Annotated in this window: 20 protein-coding genes and 1 tRNA gene; 12 read left to right on the forward strand and 9 right to left on the reverse strand. The window is 71.4% G+C overall.

Annotated elements, in window-relative coordinates; all coding sequences use genetic code 11:
* The first annotated feature begins 14 nt into the window (after positions 1-14).
* Positions 15-1,940, forward strand: a complete 1,926-nt coding sequence (locus AC3DE3_RS10590) for a DUF2339 domain-containing protein (protein ID WP_488369927.1) — start codon at positions 15-17, stop codon at positions 1,938-1,940.
* Here the strand turns inward: AC3DE3_RS10590 and AC3DE3_RS10595 are convergent.
* The gene (locus AC3DE3_RS10595) at positions 1,895-2,356 is read right to left on the reverse strand and encodes a hypothetical protein (RefSeq protein ID WP_260486444.1); all 462 of its coding nucleotides are present in this window, start codon (positions 2,354-2,356) and stop codon (positions 1,895-1,897) included. The two genes, AC3DE3_RS10590 and AC3DE3_RS10595, sit on opposite strands and share 46 nt — an antisense overlap.
* 184 nt (positions 2,357-2,540) lie before the next feature.
* On the opposite strand from AC3DE3_RS10595, the gene AC3DE3_RS10600 reads away from it, so the two are divergent.
* Positions 2,541-4,982 (forward strand): glycoside hydrolase family 65 protein, encoded by a 2,442-nt coding sequence (locus AC3DE3_RS10600; RefSeq protein ID WP_260486445.1) that lies wholly within the window; start codon positions 2,541-2,543, stop codon positions 4,980-4,982.
* On the opposite strand, the gene AC3DE3_RS10605 is transcribed toward AC3DE3_RS10600, so the two are convergent.
* The 3 genes from AC3DE3_RS10605 to AC3DE3_RS10615 form a co-directional block, all read right to left on the reverse strand.
* Positions 4,969-5,508, reverse strand: a complete 540-nt coding sequence (locus tag AC3DE3_RS10605) for a PGPGW domain-containing protein (RefSeq protein ID WP_260486446.1) — start codon at positions 5,506-5,508, stop codon at positions 4,969-4,971. The genes AC3DE3_RS10600 and AC3DE3_RS10605 overlap by 14 nt on opposite strands.
* 83 nt (positions 5,509-5,591) lie before the next feature.
* On the reverse strand, positions 5,592-6,314 hold the full coding sequence (locus AC3DE3_RS10610) for a VIT1/CCC1 transporter family protein (protein ID WP_488369928.1): 723 nt from the start codon (positions 6,312-6,314) through the stop codon (positions 5,592-5,594).
* Between the two features lie 91 nt (positions 6,315-6,405).
* Entirely contained in the window at positions 6,406-7,035 is a 630-nt protein-coding gene (locus AC3DE3_RS10615) for a hypothetical protein (RefSeq protein ID WP_488369929.1), read from the reverse strand.
* Here AC3DE3_RS10615 and AC3DE3_RS10620 point away from each other — a divergent pair.
* From AC3DE3_RS10620 to AC3DE3_RS10630, 3 genes are all read left to right on the forward strand, one after another.
* Positions 7,034-7,195, forward strand: a complete 162-nt coding sequence (locus AC3DE3_RS10620; protein ID WP_488369931.1) for a hypothetical protein — start codon at positions 7,034-7,036, stop codon at positions 7,193-7,195. The two genes, AC3DE3_RS10615 and AC3DE3_RS10620, sit on opposite strands and share 2 nt — an antisense overlap.
* A complete protein-coding gene (locus tag AC3DE3_RS10625) occupies positions 7,185-8,570 on the forward strand; it encodes a cytochrome P450 (protein ID WP_488369932.1) in 1,386 nt (461 codons plus the stop codon). The genes AC3DE3_RS10620 and AC3DE3_RS10625 overlap by 11 nt, the downstream gene beginning before the upstream one ends.
* Before the next feature lie 95 nt (positions 8,571-8,665).
* The gene (locus tag AC3DE3_RS10630) at positions 8,666-9,277 is read left to right on the forward strand and encodes a putative glycolipid-binding domain-containing protein (protein ID WP_260486450.1); all 612 of its coding nucleotides are present in this window, start codon (positions 8,666-8,668) and stop codon (positions 9,275-9,277) included.
* A gap of 51 nt (positions 9,278-9,328) precedes the next feature.
* On the opposite strand, the gene AC3DE3_RS10635 is transcribed toward AC3DE3_RS10630, so the two are convergent.
* On the reverse strand, positions 9,329-10,285 hold the full coding sequence (locus AC3DE3_RS10635; protein WP_260486451.1) for a prephenate dehydrogenase: 957 nt from the start codon (positions 10,283-10,285) through the stop codon (positions 9,329-9,331).
* Between the two features lie 36 nt (positions 10,286-10,321).
* On the opposite strand from AC3DE3_RS10635, the gene AC3DE3_RS10640 reads away from it, so the two are divergent.
* The 4 genes from AC3DE3_RS10640 to AC3DE3_RS10655 all read left to right on the forward strand — a co-directional run bounded on the left by AC3DE3_RS10640 (position 10,322) and on the right by AC3DE3_RS10655 (position 11,901).
* On the forward strand, positions 10,322-10,849 hold the full coding sequence (locus AC3DE3_RS10640; RefSeq protein ID WP_488369933.1) for a tRNA adenosine deaminase-associated protein: 528 nt from the start codon (positions 10,322-10,324) through the stop codon (positions 10,847-10,849).
* Positions 10,850-10,914: 65 nt separating this feature from the next.
* Positions 10,915-11,394, forward strand: a complete 480-nt coding sequence (locus tag AC3DE3_RS10645) for a nucleoside deaminase (protein ID WP_488370040.1) — start codon at positions 10,915-10,917, stop codon at positions 11,392-11,394.
* A gap of 142 nt (positions 11,395-11,536) precedes the next feature.
* On the forward strand, positions 11,537-11,737 hold the full coding sequence (locus AC3DE3_RS10650; RefSeq protein WP_260486453.1) for a CsbD family protein: 201 nt from the start codon (positions 11,537-11,539) through the stop codon (positions 11,735-11,737).
* Positions 11,738-11,810: 73 nt separating this feature from the next.
* Positions 11,811-11,901: transfer RNA gene (locus AC3DE3_RS10655), tRNA-Ser, on the forward strand.
* A gap of 278 nt (positions 11,902-12,179) precedes the next feature.
* Here AC3DE3_RS10655 and AC3DE3_RS10660 read toward each other — a convergent pair.
* On the reverse strand, positions 12,180-12,785 hold the full coding sequence (locus AC3DE3_RS10660; protein ID WP_488369934.1) for a TetR/AcrR family transcriptional regulator: 606 nt from the start codon (positions 12,783-12,785) through the stop codon (positions 12,180-12,182).
* Between the two features lie 150 nt (positions 12,786-12,935).
* Here AC3DE3_RS10660 and tgt point away from each other — a divergent pair, with 150 nt between their 5' ends.
* Both tgt and AC3DE3_RS10670 read left to right on the forward strand, forming a co-directional pair.
* Positions 12,936-14,213: a tRNA guanosine(34) transglycosylase Tgt gene (tgt, locus tag AC3DE3_RS10665; RefSeq protein ID WP_488369935.1), complete on the forward strand. Its 1,278-nt coding sequence runs from the start codon at positions 12,936-12,938 to the stop codon at positions 14,211-14,213.
* Positions 14,214-14,250: 37 nt separating this feature from the next.
* A complete protein-coding gene (locus AC3DE3_RS10670) occupies positions 14,251-14,901 on the forward strand; it encodes a hypothetical protein (RefSeq protein WP_488369936.1) in 651 nt (216 codons plus the stop codon).
* A 37-nt stretch (positions 14,902-14,938) separates the two neighbouring features.
* Here the strand turns inward: AC3DE3_RS10670 and AC3DE3_RS10675 are convergent, their stop codons facing one another.
* The 3 genes from AC3DE3_RS10675 to gluQRS form a co-directional block, all read right to left on the reverse strand.
* Positions 14,939-15,304 (reverse strand): CHY zinc finger protein, encoded by a 366-nt coding sequence (locus AC3DE3_RS10675; RefSeq protein WP_488369937.1) that lies wholly within the window; start codon positions 15,302-15,304, stop codon positions 14,939-14,941.
* Positions 15,301-16,143 (reverse strand): queuosine precursor transporter, encoded by an 843-nt coding sequence (locus AC3DE3_RS10680; RefSeq protein WP_488369938.1) that lies wholly within the window; start codon positions 16,141-16,143, stop codon positions 15,301-15,303. The genes AC3DE3_RS10675 and AC3DE3_RS10680 overlap by 4 nt, the downstream gene beginning before the upstream one ends.
* Positions 16,144-16,322: 179 nt before the next feature.
* A complete protein-coding gene (gluQRS, locus tag AC3DE3_RS10685; RefSeq protein ID WP_488369939.1) occupies positions 16,323-17,246 on the reverse strand; it encodes a tRNA glutamyl-Q(34) synthetase GluQRS in 924 nt (307 codons plus the stop codon).
* Positions 17,247-17,341: 95 nt separating this feature from the next.
* Here gluQRS and AC3DE3_RS10690 point away from each other — a divergent pair, with 95 nt between their 5' ends.
* The gene (locus AC3DE3_RS10690) at positions 17,342-17,698 is read left to right on the forward strand and encodes a 4a-hydroxytetrahydrobiopterin dehydratase (RefSeq protein ID WP_260486459.1); all 357 of its coding nucleotides are present in this window, start codon (positions 17,342-17,344) and stop codon (positions 17,696-17,698) included.
* Positions 17,699-17,740 lie beyond the last annotated feature (42 nt).

A 17,740-nucleotide genomic window follows, 5' to 3' on the forward strand; every position in this document is an offset into this window, starting at 1 on the left:
GAGATGATTCAGGGGTGAACCCCCAGCAGCCCGACCTGCAGCGTGCTCTCGCCGACCTCGACGCCCGGCTCGGACGCATCAGCGCGGACGTCGCGGAGGTCCGCGCCGGGCTGTCGGCGCTCGGTCGCCAGGCCGGTCCCGCGATGGCCGGGCAGTCGCCACAGGGGGAGTCGCCGTGGCGGGCGGGCGCCCCGTCGCAGGGGACGCCCGCTCCGCCACACCCGGGCGGGCCGTGGCGTCCGCCGGGGCGGAACGAGCCCCCCGGGCACTACGTGGCACCCGCGCCGCCCGGGGGCCGTGCGCACCCCGACCGGCCGTGGCAGCAGCCCGCGGAGCCCGCGTCACGACAGACGCCGCGACGGGCGCCGCGTATCACCGCCGCCACCGTCATCGCCGCGATCGGCGGAGCGGTCATGCTCGCCGGGATCGCGTTCCTGCTGGTCGTGGCCATCCAGGCCGGGCTGTTCCCGCCACTCGCCCGCGTCATCGCCGCGGCGGTCCTGGCGGCGGTGCTCATCGGGCTCGGCCTGCGGCTGCAGTCCCGCCACGAGCCCACGACCGCAACCGAACCGACGGCCGACGCGCCGGTCAACCCCGGGGCCCTCGCCCTGGTCGGGACCGGCCTGGCCGCGGCGATGCTCGACGTCATCGCCAGCACCACGCTCTACCTGTGGATCCCCGTCCCGGCCGCGTACATGTTCGTCGGGGGGCTCGCGCTCGGCGGGGTGGCCCTCGCCGGGCGGTGGTCCTCCGGGCTGCTCGCCTGCCTGGTCTCCGCCGGCACGATGCTGCTGGCACCCCTCATCTCCACCGGCGTCGAACTGCCGGTCTTCGTCGCGATCGTCGGCATCGCCACCGCGGTGCTCGCGGCCGACCTCGGGGTGGCCGTCCGCGTGGTGTGGTCCGTCCTGCCCGGGGTCCTGCTCACCGGTTACCTCTCGCAGGCGGCCCTCCTCGGTCGCGGCGACCAGATCGCGCTCATCGTGAGCGCGCTCGTCTTTGCCACCGTGGGCGTGGGGGTGGCCTGGTTCGACACCGCCCGCCGCAGTCCGGCACTGGAGAACGCCGCCCTCGTCGTCGTCCCCACCGCGTTGCCCCTCGCCCTCCTGCCGGCCACCCACCTCCTCCGGCCCGGATGGCCGGTCGGGTTGGTCCTCGCCGCGGCCTACCTCGCCGTCGCCGTCCTCGCCGGCCGTGCCGGCCGCGACCGGGCCCACGTGCTGCTCTCCGCGGTCACCGGGGTCGTCGGGAGCGCGCTGCTACTGCTGACGTGGGTGGAACTGGGCGGACGGGAACTGACCGGGTTCGCTCTGACCCTGAGCGCCCTGGCCTACGTCGTGGCGGCCGGCCTGTGGGGGCGGCGGTGGGTGGACTGGGTGGCCGGAGCCGCGGCCGCGATCGCGGTCCTCGTCTACGCGGCCGTCAACCGGCCGCACCTCGCGCTGAGCGAACGGCTCGCGGTCCGGGAGTTCACCTACTGGGACGTGGTCTCCGCGTTCGCGATCACGGCGCTGGCGGTCGCCGTGACGTGGTGGGCGCGCCGCCGCCTGCCCCGCGAATCGACGCGCGTGGTGATGGTGGGCGCCGTCGTCGCGCTGGCGGGTCTCTCGGTGATGGTGGTCGCCGCCGGTGTGGTGATCGGTGGCCTGACCGGCGCGGCCCGGAACGGATACCTCGCCGCGCACCTGGTGGTGACGGTGCTGTGGATCTGCTGCGCCGCCTGGTTGGTCCTCACCGCGACGGCGCGCATCGCCGACGCCCGCAGGCTGGGCTTCGTCCTGGGCTCACTCGCGCTGGCCAAGCTGCTCCTCCTCGACCTGGCCACCCTGCCGGGGCTGTTCCGCGTCCTGTCGTTCATCGTGGTCGGCGCGGTGATGCTCGCGGTGGCGGTGCGCTACCGCAAGGAGACCGAACCGTCGGGCAGTGGGTCTCCGACGTAGACGCGGAAAGCGCGCGGCTGGGCGCCGGACATCAGCACCTCGACCTCCGGGTGGTCGACCTCGTCCGGGTCGTCGGAGGGCAGGCTCCACACCACCTCGCCGGCGTCGGTCAGCTCCCGCAGTGCCAGCCGCGTGGCGCGGACCCACGTCACGTGGCGCAGTGCGGGCTCGTCACGTAGGACATGGTCGGCCAGACCCTCGCGGTCACGCAGGTCGACCATGAGGCGTTCGCCGTCCGGGGCCTCGTAGGAGGTACAGACGTGATCGACCAGGACGGACAACGGCCACGACGGCCCGGAACCGAGCAGATCGATGATGATCATGCGCGCATCGCCGACCTGGCAGGCCGTCGGTGTGGTGAGGATCTGGAGCCGGTCGGCGACGTCCTCGGTGATCTCGATGAGCTGAACGGTCATGATGAACCCCTGTCCGACGGAGACGGTCGACAAGAGGGATCGCGGCGCGGCCCCGAACCGTCCCGACTGTGACGTGGATCATATCGTAGACCCGTGAACGTCGGGTCTCGTCCGGATGACGATCTCGGCAACCGTCTCGCCGGACCGTCGTCCCCGGGCGGGCGAACTGGTTAGTGTCGGGCGTGTGACCACCTCACTTACCGGACGAGCAGCCTCCCCGGACGACAAGGACGAGGCCTTCTCGCTGTCCTACGACGGGTTCGACCCCGGTGAGGAGGGCCTGCGCGAGACCCTCACCTCGACCGGCAACGGGTACATGTCCACCCGCGGCGCCGCCGAATGGGAGGACAGCGACGGGGTCCACTACCCGGGCACCTACGTCCACGGCCTCTACAACCGCGCGACCACCATGCTCGGCGGCGTACCGGTTCACAACGAGGACCTGGTCAACCTGCCCAACTGGCTGCCGCTCAAGCTCCGCATCGGCGGGGCCGAGGTGCTGCGCCTGTCCGAGATCGAACTGCTCGACTACCACCACGAGCTCGACCTGCGGTCGGCGCTGCTCACCCGTCGGCTCCGATTCCGAGACAGGGAGGGGCGGGAGACCGAACTGGTGAGCCGACGGTTCGCGTCGATGGCGAGCATGCACCACGCCTACCTGGAGTGGACGATCACCCCGCTGAACTGGTCCGGCCGGGCGGAGATCGTGACCGCACTCGACGGGCGCGTCATCAACGACGGCGTACCCCGCTACCGGCAGCTCGAGAGCGATCACCTGCGTCCGGGGAGCACCGTCTTCCCGCAACCCGAGATGATGGCGCTCAAGGTGCGCACCCGGCAGTCCGAGGTGAACATCGGCGTCGCGGCGCGGACCCTCGTCTCGAGCGGCGGCCGCGAGCGCGACGTGGTCCGCCGCGACTTCCGGACATCGGACTACATCCAACAGACCCTCCACGTGGAGTTGGAGCGCGACGTCCCCACCACGATCGAGAAGTCGGTCGCCCTGTTCACCTCGCGAGACCCGGCCACGGGGGACACACTCCTGCGCGCGTCGCGGTCGGCGTCGCGCTCGCGCCCGTTCGGGGCGGCGTATGCGCACCACCGTGAGTCCTGGGAGCGGTTGTGGCAGGCGTGTGACCTGCGCGTGTTCGGCGACGACGACGCCCAGCACCTGCTGCGGGTCCACATCAGCCACATCCTGCAGACGTGCTCGCACAACACCTCCGACCTCGACGCGGGTGTGCCCGCGCGGGGGATCAACGGCGAGGCCTACCGCGGTCACGTGTTCTGGGACGAGCTGTTCGTCTTCCCGTTCCTGACCTTCCGGCTCCCGGCTGTGACCCGGAGTCTGCTCATGTACCGCTACCGGCGGCAGTCCGAGGCGCGGGTCGCCGCGGTGGCGGCGGGGTACGAGGGGTTCATGTTCCCGTGGCAGAGCGGATCACTCGGCACGGAGCAGACCCAGGAACTCCACCTCAACCCGATGTCGGGGCGGTGGGACATCGACCTGTCGCACAACCAGCGCCACGTCAGCGCCGCGATCTTCTACAACCTCTGGCAGTACGTCACCGTCACCGAGGACACGATGTTCCTCGAGTTCCGGGCCGCGGAGATGATGCTCGGCATCGCGCGGTTCTGGTCGTCCATCGCGCACTTCAACGCGGAACGCGGGCGGTACGAGATCCACGGCGTGATGGGCCCGGACGAATACCACGAGAAGTACCCGGGCGCGTCCGAGGGCGGGCTGCGCAACAACGCCTACACCAACGTCTTCGTGGCGTGGATCTGCGACATCGCCGCGCACCTGCTCGACCTGCTGCCGGCACCCCAGGCCGGCGCCGTCCGCGCCCGGCTCGAACTGCGCGACGAGGAGATCGTCCGGTGGAAGGACATGAGTCACAAGATGTTCGTCCCGTTCCACGACGGGATCATCAGTCAGTTCGAGGGCTACGAGGAGCTGGAGGAGCTGGACTGGGAGGGATACCGCGCCACGTACGGCAACATCCAGCGGCTCGACCGGATCCTCAAGGCCGAGGGTGACACCCCGGACCGGTACAAGCTGGCCAAGCAGGCCGACGCGGTGATGCTGTTCTTCCTGTTCAGCGACGACGAGCTGCGCCGGGTGTTCAAGCGACTCGGGTACGAGTTCCCCGACGACTCCGCGCAGCGCACGATCAACTACTACGACCGCCGCACCTCCCACGGGTCGACCCTGTCCTACGTCACCCACGCCGGCGTCCTCGCCCGCTTCGACCCGGACAGTTCCTGGGAGCGGTTCAAGGTCGCACTGGGCAGCGACGTGCACGACATCCAGGGCGGGACGACCCGCGAGGGCATCCACATGGGGGTCATGTCCGGCACCGTCGACCTGGTGCAGCGCTTCTACGCCGGGATGCGGGTCGAGAGCGGGATGCTGCAGTTCGACCCGAACCTGCCCGGCGGCATCGACGGGGTCTCGTTCCACATGACCTACCTGCGCTCGCCGCTGACCGTGACGGTGATGCGCGACGAGGTGGTGGTCCGCCACCGCGACGGGGTGATCGACGCGACCCCGGTGCGCGTGTGCGTGCGCGGGGAGCAGCGGTTGGTCGAGGTGGGCGGCGAGGAGAAGTTCAGCCTGGGGTGAGGCCGGTGCGGGCCCGACGGCGTGCGGCCCGCGCCCGGCGACGTTCCTCGCGGCGCTGCCGGTCGTGCACGACCTCGGCCTCGTGGTCGTAGGGGTTGCCGCGGAACCGGCGGAACGCGTACACGAGCAGGGCGAACCCGACGAGGCCGGAGAAGATGAGCGTGCCGCCGGTGCCCCAGCCGCCGATCAGCCACAGGTCGACCGGGAGCGGCCACCACGTCGGCACCGCCGAGCCGATGCCCCAGAAGATCCCGAGCCCCAGCAACCACGCCACGCCGAGCAGCGATCCCGCGATCTTGGGCCACGACTGGACCCCGCGGGAGGCGCCCTCCATCGCCACGCGCTTGATCGACAGGAGGCGCCTGTCGAACCACTCGTACTGACGCGAGAGCACGACGGTCCCGGCGAACAACATGAGGAGCCCGGGGCCCGGGAGGAACAGCGCGGCGATCCCCAGAACGATGAGCGTCCACCCGAGGGTCTCGAGCGCGAGGCGCCGCACCGCCACGTAGCCGAGTCGTTTCACCGGACCATGGTTACAGAGTTCGCGGCGTCGATGCAGGCGAACCCCCCGCGTCCCGCACTGGGAGTGGGCGGGGAGCGGAGGGGTCAGGTGACACTGGTCCCCAGGAGCAGCCCGATTCCGTAGGTCACCACCATGGCCGCGACGCCCCCCACCACGAGTCGGCGCACCGCCGGGCGGGGATCCGCGCCCCCGAGCCGGGCCGAGATGAACCCGGCGAGGATCAGGCCCACCACCGTGAGGACGCCGATCACCGGCACCCGGAGCGTGGCCGGGGCGAAGATCGCCAGCAGGGGGATGACGGCCCCGAGCGCGAAGGAGATCGCCGAGGAGACGGCGGCACTGACGGGGTTGGTCAGCGCCTCGGCGTCGATACCGAGTTCGGCCTCGAGGTGGGCCGCCAGCGGATCGACCGCGTGGAGTTCCTCGGCCACCCGACGGGCGGTCTCCTCACTCAACCCCTTGGCGGTGTACAGGCCGACGAGCTCGTCGAGCTCCGCCTCGGGCGTCTCCTCGAGTTCTCGGGCCTCCTTGACGATGAGTGCCTTCTCGGTGTCGCGTTGGGTGCTCACGGAAACGTACTCGCCGATCGCCATGGAGCCTGCGCCGGCGACCAGGCTGGCCACGCCCGCGATGAGGATCGCGGGCCGATCGGTGGTGGCCGCTGCCACACCCAGGACGAGTCCCGCGGTCGACAGGAGTCCGTCATTCGCGCCGAGGACGGCGGCGCGGAGCCAGTTGAGCTTGTCGCCGATCTCCGGGCGATGGGGTTCCACCGCGCTGTGCGGAGTCGGGCCCGGGGCGTTCATGGTCCCACGGTAGAACTCTCCCGAGCCGGCGACAAGCGTCGAAGCCTATCCTTACCTGCAATTTCTCCGCGTCTGGCGCGACCGCGGGGGCTTAGGCGGTGACCGCGGAGCGATACTCGTGGGCGGCCCGGGCACCGGCGTCGAGGTCGACCTCGGGCCAGCCGTCGGGGGCGTGGAGCACCGCCCCCAGATCGGCCGCGGTGAGACCGGACCCGACGGTGAGCAGCGCCTCGACGGCGTCGGGATCGGGTGGGTCGAGGAGGGTGTCGTCGGCCAGCTCGTCGACGATGTCCCGCAGGGCGGCGCGGGTCACGGGGAACAGTTCGGGGTCGAAGCCGTCGTCGGCGGGCTGGTCCAGCCGCCACCACCCGGACCCGTCCCAGCCGTACAGGAAGCCCAGGTGGGCGTCGTGGGCGCGGGCGTGCTCGACTCCTCGGCGCCACCACCCGGGAGCGTCCCCCACGAGGTCTGTACCGGCCTCCCCGGTGTTGCCGCTGCCCTCGGTGAGGGAGAACTCGTGGTGCCAACCGGCCAGGAGTGCGCGGCCCTCGCCCGGGCGCAGCAGCGCCATCCACATCCCGTCGGCGCCGGTCCAGTGCAGGGCGCCGGCGGCGGGCGGATGGGGGTCGAGACCCACCGCCGCGCGCACGGCGGCGTCCACGGCGAGGAGTGAGGCGATGTCGTCGGGCGTCGAGTCCAGGTCCACGGGCAGCACGGCCATGGGGACCACGCTAGACCCGATCGACGACGACGAGGCGACGATCGCGGTGAACGTCCGGCGACCCGCGGGTGACACAGGGGTGCGGGGACGGGCGCCGATCATGGACGATCCCGCTGCGGCGGGGTCGTGCCGCTCGTACGGTGAAGGCCATGCGCAGTGAGGCGACACACGATCAGGCGGGCCCCGGCCCGGCACGCGGTCACGCGGGCCCCGGCCCGACCACGCAGGGTGCGATCGGGCGGGACGGGCTCCCGCCCGGCCCCCGGCTCCCGCGGATCCTGCAGGCGGTGCTCGCCCTGTCCGCGCCCGCCGTCGTCTTCCCGGCGGCGGCCCGGCGCTACGGGGTGCCGTTCACGCTCGATCTCATGCCTGCCGGGCGCAAGGTCGTCGCGGTGTCCGAGCCCGCGCAGATCAAGGACGTGTTCGCCGGCTCGCCGTCGGTCTTCCACGCCGGCAAGGGCAACGACCTGCTCCGTCCCCTCCTGGGGGAGCACTCCCTCCTCCTCCAGGACGGCGACGAGCACGCGCGCGCCCGGCGGTTGCTCGCGCCGGCGTTCGGGCGGCGCGAGATCGACGGCTACCGCACCCTCGTCGAGGAGGTCACCCGCGAGCAGCTGGACCACTGGCCGCGGTCGGGTCGCGTCCGCGCCCACGTGCTGCTCAACCAGCTCACCCTCGAGGTGATCCTGCGGGTGGTGTTCGGGGTGACCGACTCGGCGCGCCTGGACCGCATGCGGCCGATCGTCGCCCGGGCGGTCGATGCCGGCCCGGTGGTGATGATCGGCCTGGGGATCCCGGCGCTGCGCAGGTTCCGGCCGTGGAGCCGGGAGGTGCGGGACCTGGAGACCATCCACGAGTTCCTCGGGGAGGAGATCGCCGCGGCCCGCCTCGACCCGGCGCTGTCCGAGCGGCGGGACCTCCTGGCGTTGCTGGTCCGCGCCTCGGCGGCCGACGCGCAGGGGCTGTCCGACCAGGAGCTGCGCGACCAGCTCATGACCCTCGTGGCGGCCGGGCACGAGACCACGGCCACGGCGATGGCGTGGTCGATGCTGGAACTGGCCCGCCACCCGCACATCCAGGACCGGTGCGTCGCCGAGATCGCCGAGCGCGGGTCGGAGTTCCTCGACGCCGTGCTCAAGGAGGTCCTGCGGCTCCATCCGGTGGTGCCGATGGTGATGCGGGAGCTGCAGGAACCCGCCACCGTCGGCGGGCGCACCTACCCGCGCGGGGTGACCCTCTCGCCGTCGATCGTCCTGGCCCACCGCGCCGCCGCCACCTATCCGGGGCCCGGTGACTTCGACCCGGCGCGGTTCCTGGGCGAGGTGCCCACGCCCACCGAGTGGCTGCCCTTCGGCGGCGGCGCGCGACGCTGCATCGGAGCGTCGTTCGCCATGATGGAGGGCCAGGTCATCCTGCGGCAGGTGCTGGAGCGCTACCGGCTGGAGCCGGTGGGCAGCGGTCGTGAGTGGCCGAGGTCCCGCAACGTCACCCTGTACCCGTGGCGCCGTGCCCGGGTGGACCTGCGGCCGCGCTGAGCCGGGGGCCGTCCCGGGCGTGTGACGGGTGGTGATCAGGTGGTTAACGGGACTCAGATGTGCTTTTCGGTGGAGATTTTCCTACCGTGGAGGGTGTGAACGCTTCTCCGTCTCCCTCGCCGCAGTCCGAAGCGCCGCGCGCCTCGGTCGCCAGTATGTACACGTGGATCTCCGAGACCGGGAGACTGATCGAGCAGGTCCGCGTCGTTCCCAAGGGCGATTCCGCGCGCGCCCGCGGCCGGATCGTCTCCGCCTCGCACCCGGAACAGCCCGCCTTCACGGCCGAGTACGAGGCGGTCATCGGCTCGGACGCGACCCTGCGCCGGGTGTGGCTGACCCTCACCACCGAGGAGTTCGAGCGCAGCATCGACCTGGTCTGTGACGACGAGGGCGCCTGGCTGCTCGAGGACACCTCCGGAACGCGTTCGCGCGTGGGCGGCGACGGCGTGGTGGACGTGGACGTCACCTACAGTGTGTTCTTCGCCAGCGTCATGATCCGGCGTCTGGGCCTGCACGCGCAGCCGGACTCGGCCGACGTGCGGGTGCTCTCGGTGGACTCCATGACGCTCGAGGTCACCGAGGACTCCGTCACGCTGTCCAGCGATGACGAGCAGGTCCACGGCATCACCGCCACTGCGTCGACCAGCGCGACGGTCGACTCCGACGGCATGATCGTCGACGTCCCCGGGCTCAGTCGACGGGCCTGAGCGGTCTCTCCGGCCTGGACGGCCTGGACGGCCTCTCCGGCCTGAGCGGCCTCAGCCCGCGGGCGTGACCTCCCGACCCGCGGCGCCCGCCTCCCGGAGCACCTCGAGCCACCCTGCCTCACCCGGCCTGACCTCCACGGGCCGTGACTCCCGGCCGGCGCGGTCGGTCTGCGCGTCCTCGTAGGCGCGCCGTGCACGGTTCCCGTCGTCGACGAGCGGTCCCAGCGTTCCCCGCTCGGCCAGCGACGCGCGCGCCGCCCCGAGGTCGACGAGGCACTCGTCCAGCACCTCCACCAGTGCGTCCCGGTTGGGTTCGCAGATCGCCCGCACCAGGTCGGGCGCGGTCCCGGCGACGCGGGTGCCGTCACGGAACGACCCCGCCGCGAGGGCGAGCGCGAGGTCTCCACCGCGGCTGCCGGCCAGCGCCAACGCCTCCGCCAGGACGTGCCCCAGGTGCGAGATCCGGGCGACCGCCCCGTCGTGGTCGGCGGAGGTCGCCGAGGTCACCCGCGCGCCGCAGTCGAGGGCGAGTCGCGCCACCCGGCCCCAGGTGTCGGGGTCGGCGTCGTCGTCGGCCGCGACGAGCCACGTGGCACCGCGGAAGAGGTCGGGGTCGGTGGCGTCCCAGCCGGAGTGCGCGGTTCCGGCCATGGGGTGCCCGCCGACGAACCGCCCGTCCAGTCCGCGGCGTCGCACCGCGTCCAGGACGGGTCCCTTGACGCTGATCACGTCGGTGAGGGCGACCGTGGGGGCGTGCTCGGCCACCGCGCCCAGGACCGCGTCCAGGGCGGGGAGCGGGACGCCGACGACGACGAGGGCATCCGTCTCCGCGGCCCGGCGGAGTGTGGTGGGCAGATCCGTGGTGACGTCGAAACCGGCGGCGGTGGCGGACCCGGCGCCTGCGGCGGAGCGGTTCCATCCGAAGGTGCGGTCCGGGCCGAGGGCCCGCATGAGTGAACCGCCGATCAGACCGACCCCGAGTACGCACACGTCCGCCGTCACCGTCACCTGACAAGGTTCTCACAGCAGACTACGGTTGAGCCCATGCCCAGCAGCTCCGACCGAATCGCCCGCGACTCCGACGACGACACCGTCACCGGCATCGCACTCGGGGTGGTCCAGGACGGCGGATCCTGGCAGGTCACCCGACTGGACGACGCCGCCCTCACCAGCCTCGACGACGCGGCCCGGCAGGTCCGGTCGCTACGAGCGGAGGGGCCGTCGTTCGGGATGATCGACGTGGACCACGAGTTCTTCGTCATCCTGCGCCCGGGCCCGTCGGGGATGCGGCTCATGGTCTCGGACGCCACCGCGTCGCTGGACTACGACCTCGCGGCGGACGTGCTGGACGAGCTCAACGTGGACGTGCCCGACATGACCGACGAGGAGCTCGAGGAGACCGATCCGTGGGGCGAGGGCGACATGGCGATCCTCGAGGACATGGGCCTGCCCGCCGGGGTGCTGGAGATCATCGTCTCCGAGACCGACCTCTACGCCGATGAGCAGCTGCAGTCGGTGGCCGAGCGGATGGGCTTCGGCGAGGAGTTCGAGCAGCACCAGCCCGACTCGTGAGGTCGCCGAGTGCGTGAGCTCGTCGTGGTGGTGACGCCGCCGTGCCCGTGAGTTCGTCCGGGCCGGTGGATCCCGCGCACCGGGGAGTCGCACGTGCGGCCGACGAGGAGCTGGTCCGGCGCGCGCTCGACGTCGCCGCCGCCACCCCTGACGCGGACGTCCCCGTCGGCGCCATCGTCCTGGGGCCGGACGGTCGGGAGCTGTCCGCCGCCACCAATCGCCGGGAGACGGACGGCGATCCGTTCGCCCACGCCGAGATCCTCGCCCTGCGCGAGGCCGCAGGGGTGCTGGGCGACGGGTGGCGTCTCGAGGACTGCACCCTCGTGGTCACCCTGGAGCCCTGCACGATGTGCGCGGGCGCGGCGGTCGCGGCGAGGGTCGGACGGATCGTCTTCGGCGCCTGGGAGCCGCGTACCGGGGCGTGCGGGTCGTTGTGGGACGTGGTCCGCGACCGGCGCCTGGTCCACCGTCCAGAGGTGCGGGGCGGGGTGTTCGAGGACGAGTGCGCCGCGATCCTCGAGGGGTTCTTCCGCGCCCGGCGGTGACCGCGGGGGCGTTCCGCCGCGATGCGGGGCCTCCGCGGTGACCCGATCGTGACCCGCGCGCGGTGGAGGCCCTGTCCGCGTCTCCGTACGGTGGAGGTCAGGAGGCGCCGGGTCCCGGTGCCGCGATCGAGAGGAGCACCACATGGGAGTGGGAGACAAGTTCTCGAACAAGGCCGAGGAGCTGGGTGGCCGCGCCAAGGAGTCGGCCGGAGCCGCCACGGGTGACCGTGATCTGCAGGCCGAAGGCCAGGCGGACCAGGGTTCGGCCAACGTCAAGCAGGGCGCAGAGAAGCTCAAGGACAAGGCCAACGAGGCCGCGAGCAAGCTCACCGGCAACAACTGACCCGGACAGGCGGATTCCCGCCGCTGGCCTGGCGATTTTCGTCTGGGGCCACTGGTGAAGTAGCCTGATCGGCGGTGGCGTGTCCGAGCGGCCGAAGGTGCAGCACTCGAAATGCTGTGTTGGGTAACCCCCAACCGTGGGTTCAAATCCCACCGCCACCGCCACGGGGAGAGCCCCGGATCTCGAGAGAGGTCCGGGGCTCTCGCTCTTTCGTCACAGGCGGGCAGTCCCCGCCCCCTCCCGCCCCATCCCCGCAGCTGCGCCATCCCCGCAGCCGCGCCATCCCGCCCCATCCCCTCAGCCGCGCCATCCCGCCCCTTGCCGCGCCATCCCCGCAGCCGCGCGACTCAGAGTCATCCGTGTGCGATATATACCGTCCGGATGATTCCGGAGCGCGCGGCTGCGGGGGGTGGGGAGGCGGCTGCGGGGACGGGGCCGCCGGTCAGGAGCGGTCGGCGAAGTCCGCGACGAAGTTCGGGAGCGTGACGACCGCGTTCAGCGTTGCCAGCGCGGACTCGACCACCGCGTCCTGCGGCAGACCCGACTCCTCGCCGAGCAGGGCCAACTCCTCGACGCCGGCCAGCCATGCCCGCGTCAGCACGAGCGCCAACGGACCCGGTTCGGCCATCCCGAGGCTGTCGAGGATCCGCAGGCTGATCGTCCGGTGCATGCCGTCCACGACCTTCTCCAACACCGGATCCACCGCCCTGCCGGAGCGCAGGACCGCCACGTAGTTGTCCCGCCGCCGCTGGATGTAGCGCACCAGCGCCGTGATGATCGCGCGAGTACTGTCCGCGGCGTGCGCCCCCTCCGGGATCTCGGTCAGGGACAGCACGTGGTCGGCCGCCGCCCGCACGACCGCCGTGAGGTAGTCCAGCTTGGTGGGGAAGTAATGGAACAGCAGGCTGCGGGACACCCCGGCCCGCTCGGCCACGTCATCCAATGACAGAGCATGGAAAGGCACGGTCTCCAGCAAACGGATCCCCAACACGATCAGCTGCGAACGGCGCTCGTGTTTGGAGAGCCTCCGGCCACCTGATGTGGTCATCGCCCCACCTCGTCGTCGTCATCCCGCTCGTTGTTCACTCAGCTGCGCTCGTCGCGCCCCCGACGCCGACGATCACGCCCCCCGTGCCGACGTACCCCTCCATCTTAGGGTCACGTCCGCAATCCGCGACCGCCATGCCACGATGGACCGATGCCGGACAACAGCTCGCCCACCCTCCGCCCCACCACGTTCGACGTGGGCGAGCGGATGGTCCTCGACGGAACCGCCGGTGGACGGACGGGTGTCATCCACACCCCGCACGGTGACATCGCCACTCCCGCGTTCATCCCGGTGGGGACCAAGGCCACCGTCAAGACGCTCACGCCCGAGCAGGTCCGCTCGACCGGTGCCCAGGCGGTGCTGGCCAACGCGTACCACCTGTACCTGCAACCCGGCCACGAGATCGTCGACGCCGCTGGCGGACTGGGCGAGTTCATGCGCTGGCCCGGACCGACCTACACCGACTCGGGCGGCTTCCAGGTGATGAGCCTGGGCGTGGGGTTCAAGAAGGTCATCGAGATGTCGGCGAGCGCCACGCCCGACGACTCGGCCACCAACAAGGGGCAGGGCCGGCTGGCCAAGGTCGATGAGGACGGCGTCACCTTCACCTCGCACCTCGACGGCTCGCGACACCGCTTCTCGCCCGAGGTGTCGATGCGGATCCAGCACTCGCTGGGCGCCGACATCCTGTTCGCCTTCGACGAGCTCACCACGCTGATGAACACGCGGACGTACCAGGAGCGTTCGGTGGAGCGGACCCGTCGCTGGGCGCTGCGCTGCCTCGACGAGCACGAGCGGCTGTCGACCGAGCGCACCCACCGGCCGGGACAGTCACTGTGGGGCGTGGTGCAGGGCGCGCAGTTCGAGGACCTGCGGCGGCAGGCCGTGCGCGGGCTCGTGGAGATGAGCGAGCGAGCCGAGGCCGAGGGGCGCCGGGGGTTCGGCGGCTACGGCATCGGCGGTGCGCTGGAGAAGGAGAACCTCGGCACGATCGTCGGCTGGTGCACCGAGGAGTTGCCCGAGGACCGGCCGCGGCACCTGCTGGGGATCAGCGAGCCCGACGACATCTTCACCGCCGTGGAGAACGGCGCCGACACCTTCGACTGCGTCGCGCCGACCCGACTCGCCCGCCACGGCGGGATCTACACCCTCGACGGGCGGGTCAACATCACCCGCGCCCAGTTCCGCCACGACCACACCCCGCTCGACCCCGAGGGCCCGTCCGAGGTGTCGCGCGAGTACAGCCGCGCCTACCTGCATCACCTGTTCAAGGCCAAGGAGTTCCTCGGCTCGACCCTGCTCACCCTGCACAACCTGGCGTTCGTGGTGCGGCTGGTCGACGAGGTGCGCGCCGCGATGGCGGCCGGGCCCGACGAGTACGTGGCCTACAAGGAACAGTTCTTGGGGCGGTACTACGCCGGGCGGTGACGTAACGCCGAGCCGCCCCGGATGACAAACTGAGCGCATGGCACACGACCGCAGGCCGGCGTCCGAAGAGAACCTGGCACGTCGAACGGCCTACGGGCTCCACCCGGATTCCAAGACCGGGGCGCTGGCGCCGGTCAGCGAAGCGGCGATGGAGGCAGCGTTCAATCTCCTGGACAAGGCGTTGGCCAGAATGGCCGACGGGGCGGAAGAGATGGCCGGAAAGCTGATCTCCCGCGCGGCCGCTCTACCGTTCGACGAGCACCTCGGCCTCTGGCCGGGGCCCTACACAGCCGACCAGATGTTGTTCGACTTCCTCTGTTCTGTCGCCGAAGACGCCTCCCTTGACCAGCAAGACCCGGACGACCACGACTACGTCGAAGGGCTCTACGACGACATCGTCCGCGTCGTCCCGCAGCTCGACGACAGGGAGGGCCCGGTCCTGCGGGACATCGTCGAGACGATCGTGTCCGATTCGGTGATTCTCGGGGTCAGCCGCGCGGAGTCGGAGGCCCTGGCGGCAGCGGTCAGGGATCTTCCCGACCCCGAGCCGGCGGAACGCGCGCTCAAGCTCGGCCGTGATGCGGATCTCGCCCAGCGGGAGGATCTCACCCGGCTGGTTCTCGGCGTGTTGCTCACGGTGATCAAGACCATGAATGAAGCCGACGGATTCCCGGGCGCATCGTTGTAGGGACCCGGGCCGCGGCGGGACGAAGAACCGGGGCTCGTCACTCGAAATAGATCGAATGGTGCAGCGAGCAACCCGGATTGAACGGCGAGGCGCACGACGGGCAGGCGTCGGCGTCGAGGTAATCGCTGATCGAGAGCGTCGAACGGCAGGCCCCGCACAGGATGGCGTGCTCGTCGAAACGGCCCGCCGGCCACGCCGAGATCGGGTGATCGACGGTCTCGGCGTGGCAGCGGAAGCAGGGATAGAACTCGCCGCAGCAGCGGAATCGGATCGCGACGATGTCCAGCGGGCCGCGGTAGTGCACGCACCGGGTCTGGTCGTCGACGGTCGCGCCGCGCACCGTCACCGCGGCGGGTCGATCTGCGGCGCGTCCGTCGTCTGCGCCCCGGTCAGCGGAGGTCATACCGCCGATTGTCGCAGGGACGAGCCGGCCAGCGCGGCCTGATAGCTGGGCTCCCGCTTCTTGATCCACGCGATCACCAGATAGGTGACGGGCAGCAGGACCGCCTCGACGAGGGTCTTCCAGACGAAGCCGATGACGACGTAGTTCCAGTAGTCGCCCGAGCCGAGCACCATGCCCAGCGCCGGAGCCGCGATCGTGCAGAACACCAGCGTGTCCGCGAGCTGGCCGACCACGGTCGACCCCAGGAGCCGCGCCCACAGGCTCCGCTCACCGGTGCGGCGCTTCATCCACACCAGGACGTAGGAGTTGAGGAGCTCGCCCACGACGTACCCGACCAGGCCGGCGAGGAAGAACTGCGGGATGACCCCGGCGACGGCCTCGAACGCGTCCTGGTTCTCGTAGAAGTCGGCCGGCGGCAACTGCACGGTCAGGGTGAAACTCAGTGCGGCCAGCGCCAACACGGCGAAACCGGAGAGCACGACGCGGCGCATCGCCCGGAACCCGTACACCTCGCTGATCACGTCGCCGAGCACGTAGGCCAGCGGGAAGAGCAGGAAGGCGCCGTCGGTGACGAGCCCGTCCATCGAGAGGAACCCGAGCTCGAAGCTCAGGTCGGGGAAGAGGAGGACGCCCTTGGTCCCGGTGACGTTGCTGATGAGCATCACGCCGACGAACAAGGCGATGAGATAGCCGTAGAACGGGCTGGCGATCGTGGCGAAGACGGCGCGGCCAGGGAGACCGGCGGAGGCGGTGGAGGGGGTGCTGCGCGCCGGCTCGGGAGTGATCCCGTCCGGCCGCCCAGTCCCGAGCGGGTCGGAATTCTGCGATGACGTGGTCATGAGCGACGATTATCCGCGCCCGCCCGTGGCGATGCCGAATCCCTACCTGCCGAATAGGCCGCGTCGCGCCGCGTCACCGTTGATCGACAAGTCGCTTTCGCACGCGTTGTGCGAGTGGGTCTGCGCGGAACGCTCTTTTCGATGAGGCGGTCGGGCCGGTCTGGGCGCGCGTCGGCCGATCAGGCCACCACCCAGGGGCCGGACCGCAGGGACTCGGTGGTGACCACCCCACGCAGCGCCTCGATCGAGTCCGCGTCCTCCGGTCCACCGAGCGAGGCCACAATGCGGGTGACGGCGGCCCTCGTCGTCGTCCCCTCCCGCGCCAGATCGGCCAGGGTCACCGCGCCGTCCCGCTTGGCCAGGCGCTCACCGGCGGCGTTCACCGCGAGCGGGACGTGCACGTACTCCGGATGCGGCAGGCCCAGCAGCTCGGCGAGGTGTGCCTGGCGGGGAGTGGAGGACAGCAGGTCCTCCCCGCGCACGACCTGGTCGACGCCCTGCTCGGCATCATCGACGACGACGGCGAGGTTGTACGCCCACACGCCGTCGCCGCGTCGCAGGACCACATCGTCCACGACGCCCGTGTACGGCCCGTGGACCCGGTCGGTGATCGTCAACTCGTCGACCGTCGCGCGCAGTCGCAGCGCCGGCACCCGCCCCGGACCGAGCGCCGCACGACGACGCGCGCGCTCTGCCTCGGACAGGTCACGGCAGGTGCCCGGGTACGACCCGGGCGGGGAGTGCGGCGCGCGCGGGGCCTCCGCGATCTCTCGGCGCGAGCAGAAGCACTCGTAGACCAGACTCTGATCGTCGAGCCGGTCGGCCGCCGCGGCATAGGCGTGCGCGCGAGCGGACTCCCACATGATCTCGCCGTCCCAGTCGATACCGATCGCCGCCAGGTCTGAGAGTTGACGCTCGGCCACACCGGGGCGGGCGCGGGCGGTGTCGAGGTCGTCCACGCGCATCCGGAACGCCCGACCCGAATCGCGGGCCAGGACCCACGCCGCCACCGCGGTGCGCAGATTGCCCAGGTGCAGGTCACCTGACGGGCTGGGCGCGTACCGGCCGGCGCCGGGGGGGAGGGAACTGGCGGGGGTGTCCACCACACCAGGGTAGGACGCTGGCGGGAGGACTCGTCGGCCGCGCGTGTCGCGCGCGGCGTGTGCCGGCCGCGGTGGGAGGTGCCAGACTGGACGGCATGAGCGCAGATGCCGACAACGCACGCCCCGACGCCGACGACACCACCCGCCTGACCGAGGAGCAGATCGCCGAAGGTCTGGCCGACCTGCCCGGCTGGGCCCTGTCGGAGGGGTCGCTGACCTACACCGCCGTGTGCGAGACGCCGCAGGCCGCCATCGACCTGGTCGCCGCGATCGGGCAGGCCGCCAACTCGCAGAACCATCATCCCGACCTGCTGTGGAGCTACGACGAGGTCACCCTCGACCTGCGCAGCCACGACGTCGACGGAGTCACCCGGCGCGACCTCCGACTGGCACGGTCGGTCTCGGCGCTGTCCGGCGAGTTCGACGCCACCCCGCTGGGGCTGGGGGAGTAGACGGCCCACGCCGGTCGGTTCGGCTCGGCTGGCCGGGTGGGC

The sequence above is a fragment of the Dietzia sp. IBK-p2-16D genome, assembly GCF_057773085.1.